This is a genomic window from Microbacterium sp. (genome assembly GCF_036277215.1).
Taxonomy (GTDB): Bacteria; Actinomycetota; Actinomycetes; order Actinomycetales; family Microbacteriaceae; genus Microbacterium.
In genome coordinates this window covers 1-3,260 of sequence record NZ_DASUNI010000187.1, presented here as the reverse complement: position 1 = coordinate 3,260, position 3,260 = coordinate 1, and the positions used below count along the sequence as shown (strand labels likewise).

The following is a 3,260-nucleotide window of genomic DNA, read 5'->3' as shown; positions in this document are numbered from 1 at the left end:
GGCGGAGCCGGCAGGCCGCTGAGTGGAACGCGCGCAGGCTCGGTCGCGTGCACAACTCCGCCGATTCGGTCGCCCTTGCGCCTGAGCGGACGGACACGGGGCGGGCACGGCGAGGAGAGGAGGAGTTGTGCACGCGACGAGGAGGTCTGTTGATGGCGCGAAGCGACTCGGCCCGGGATCCCGGCGATCTCGACGCGCTGCGGGCGGCCTCCGACGTCCTGGGCATCGACGCGCTGCTGAGTGACGACGAGCGAGGCGTGCGCAACCGCGTACGCGCCTTCGTCGATGAGCGGATCCGCCCGCACATCGCCGACTGGTTCGACCGGGCCCACTTTCCGGCCGAGCTCGCGCCGGCGCTGGGCGAGCTCGGCCTGCTCGGCATGGAGCTGGAAGGATACGGATGCCCCGGCCGCAGCGCCGTGCAGTACGGACTGGCAGCCCTCGAGCTGGAGGCCGGCGACTCGGGAATCCGCACGTTCGTGTCGGTGCAGGGCTCGCTGGCGATGGGCTCGATCCACCGCTGGGGCAGCGAGCAGCAGAAGCAGGAGTGGCTGCCGCGGATGGCGCGCGGCGAGGTCATCGGCAGCTTCGGCCTCACCGAGCCCACCGCGGGTTCCGACCCGTCACGAATGAGAACCTTCGCGCGCCGCGACGGCGAGGATTGGGTGCTCGCCGGGTCGAAGCGCTGGATCGGACTCGCGTCGATCGCCCAGCTGTGCGTCGTGTGGGCGCAGACCGAAGACGGCGTGCGCGGCTTCATCGTGCCCGCGGATTCGCCTGGCCTTCACATCACCGTGTTGGAGCCGAAGCTGTCACTGCGGGCATCGGTGCAGAGCGAGCTGCATTTCGACGACGTGCGGCTGCCGGCATCCGCAATGCTGCCGGGCGCGCGCGGGCTGCGCGGTCCGTTCTCGGCGCTCAACGAAGCCCGCTACGGAATCGTGTGGGGTGCGCTCGGCGCCGGCCGCGACAGCTACGAGGCCGCTCTCCGCTACGCACTGGGCCGGGAGCAGTTCGACCGACCGATCGCCGGCTTCCAGCTCACGCAGCAGAAGCTGGTCGATATGGTCGTCGAACTGCAGAAGGGGGCGCTGCTCGCCCTGCACCTGGGCCGGGCGAAGGACGCCGGAATCCTCCAGCCCGTACAGATCTCGCTCGGCAAGCTCAACAACGTGCGCGAGGCCCTCGCGATAGCCCGCGAAGCCCGCACGATCCTGGGCGGCAACGGCGTGCTGCTCGAGCACTCCCCGATCCGCCACGCGGCCAACCTCGAGTCGGTCCGCACCTACGAGGGCACCGACGAGGTGCACACCCTGATCCTCGGCGAGCACCTGACGGGTATCGGCGCGTTCCGCTGACCGATGGATGCCGGAGCCGCGGGTTCGGCGTCGTGCATCGGATCCGGTAGACTGTCCAGGTTGTCCGGTTGCAGCTCTGTCTGCGTGAGCCCGCGACGACGTGCACACACCCTCCTGCTGTCGGGAAATGCCCGGCAGCCGTTCTAGTCCGAAGGAGGTGGGTCAGTGACGCACCAGTACGAACTCATGGTCATTCTGAGCCCCGAGATCGATGAGCGTCAGGTCGCCCCGACGCTCGACAAGTTCCTGAAGGTCATCACGAACGACGGTGGCTCGATCGACAACGTCGACATCTGGGGCCGCCGCCGTCTCGCGTATGAGATCCAGAAGAAGACCGAAGGCGTCTACGCCGTCGTCGCCTTCACCGCATCGAGCGCCGCCACGCAGGAGCTGGACCGCCAGCTCAAGCTCAACGAGCAGGTCATGCGCACCAAGGTTCTCCGCGCCGAGGAAGCGATCGCCCTCATCGAGTCCGAGCGCGTGCGCGCCGAGGAGAAGGCGGCCCGCAAGGCCGCTCGCCCCGCCAAGCCCGTCAAGCAGGACGCGTAAGGAGATGGCCGGCGAGACGATCATCACCGTCGTGGGCAACCTCACGGCCGATCCCGAGCTGCGGTACACGCAGAACGGACTTCCCGTCGCGAACTTCACCATCGCTTCGACGCCGCGCAACTTCGACCGCCAGGCCAACGAGTGGAAGGACGGCGAAGCGCTGTTCCTCCGCGCGAGCGTGTGGCGCGAGTTCGCTGAGCACGTGGCCGGATCGCTGACGAAGGGCTCCCGCGTCATCGCGACCGGTCGCCTCAAGCAGCGCTCCTACGAGACCCGCGAGGGCGAGAAGCGCACCGCGATCGAGCTCGAGGTCGACGAGATCGGCCCCTCGCTCCGCTACGCCACCGCTCAGGTGACGCGCGCGGCCGGCGGCGGGCAGTCCCGCGGCCAGGTCGCTTCCGACGAGCCGTGGTCGACGCCCGGCACGCAGGCCGCTCCGGCAGCCGGCGGCGCTTCAGGTGGCGACTCATGGGCTGCTCCCGGCGCCTACGGCGACGACACTCCGTTCTAGAAGACAGATTCCGGATGCTGCGCCCCGAGTGCACCCACTCAGTGCAGCATCCGATCACAACCGGTAAGGAATAACCATGGCTGGAAAGTCAAGCGGCGACCGCCGCAAGCCGCGGAAGGGCGCGAAGAACGCAGCCCCGGCGAAGCCCACCCGCGTCGGCGTCATCGACTACAAGGATGTCGCCACCCTCCGCAAGTTCATCTCGGAGCGCGGGAAGATCCGCGCCCGTCGTATCACCGGTGTCTCCGTGCAGGAGCAGCGTCTCATCGCTCGCGCAATCAAGAACGCGCGCGAGATGGCGCTCCTGCCCTACGCCGGCGCCGGCCGCTAAGGAGCACCATGTCGAAGCTGATTCTCACGAACGAGGTCGCCGGGCTGGGCAGCGCCGGTGACGTAGTCGAGGTCAAGGACGGGTTCGCCCGCAACTACCTCATCCCACAGGGCTTCGCCGTGGCGTGGACGCGCGGTGGCGAGAAGCAGGTCGCGTCGATTCGCGCGGCTCGTGACTCGCGTGCGATCCACGTGCACGAGGAGGCCGTGGCGCTCAAGGACGCGCTCGAGTCCAACAAGGTCAAGCTCGCCGTGAAGGCGGGAGCCGAAGGCCGGCTGTTCGGTTCGGTCAAGACCGGCGACATCGCCGACGCCGTGAAGGCCGCGGGCCTGGGCGATCTCGACAAGCGCAAGATCCACATCACCTCACCGATCAAGTCGGTGGGCGAGCACGAGGCGACGATCCGCCTGCGTGACGACCTCACCGCTGTGATCACGCTCCAGGTGGTCGCCGCCAAGTAGGACGTCTTCAAGACGGCACGACGGATGCCGCAGCCCGACCCTCTTCCGGG

5 protein-coding genes are annotated in these 3,260 nt (G+C 68.6%); all 5 read left to right on the top strand.

Annotated elements, in window-relative coordinates; all coding sequences use genetic code 11:
• Window positions 1-152 precede the first annotated feature (152 nt).
• The gene (locus VFX99_RS09620; protein ID WP_329666076.1) at window positions 153-1,358 is read left to right on the top strand and encodes an acyl-CoA dehydrogenase family protein; all 1,206 of its coding nucleotides are present in this window, start codon (window positions 153-155) and stop codon (window positions 1,356-1,358) included.
• A 165-nt stretch (window positions 1,359-1,523) separates the two neighbouring features.
• Window positions 1,524-1,907 (top strand): 30S ribosomal protein S6, encoded by a 384-nt coding sequence (gene rpsF / locus VFX99_RS09615; protein ID WP_329666075.1) that lies wholly within the window; start codon window positions 1,524-1,526, stop codon window positions 1,905-1,907.
• A gap of 4 nt (window positions 1,908-1,911) precedes the next feature.
• Window positions 1,912-2,418: a single-stranded DNA-binding protein gene (locus VFX99_RS09610; RefSeq protein ID WP_329666074.1), complete on the top strand. Its 507-nt coding sequence runs from the start codon at window positions 1,912-1,914 to the stop codon at window positions 2,416-2,418.
• Between the two features lie 76 nt (window positions 2,419-2,494).
• Entirely contained in the window at window positions 2,495-2,749 is a 255-nt protein-coding gene (rpsR, locus tag VFX99_RS09605; RefSeq protein WP_091701232.1) for a 30S ribosomal protein S18, read from the top strand.
• Between the two features lie 8 nt (window positions 2,750-2,757).
• Window positions 2,758-3,210, top strand: coding sequence for a 50S ribosomal protein L9 (gene rplI, locus VFX99_RS09600; RefSeq protein ID WP_329666073.1), 453 nt, complete (start codon window positions 2,758-2,760; stop codon window positions 3,208-3,210).
• Window positions 3,211-3,260 lie beyond the last annotated feature (50 nt).

Excerpts from the sequence above, each read along its gene's own strand:
- rplI (WP_329666073.1), top strand. The coding sequence starts at position 2,758 with ATGTCGAAGCTGATTCTCACGAACGAGGTCGCCGGGCTGGGCAGCGCC.
- VFX99_RS09610 (WP_329666074.1), top strand. The coding sequence starts at position 1,912 with ATGGCCGGCGAGACGATCATCACCGTCGTGGGCAACCTCACGGCCGAT.
- VFX99_RS09620 (WP_329666076.1), top strand. The coding sequence starts at position 153 with ATGGCGCGAAGCGACTCGGCCCGGGATCCCGGCGATCTCGACGCGCTG.
- rpsR (WP_091701232.1), top strand. The coding sequence starts at position 2,495 with ATGGCTGGAAAGTCAAGCGGCGACCGCCGCAAGCCGCGGAAGGGCGCG.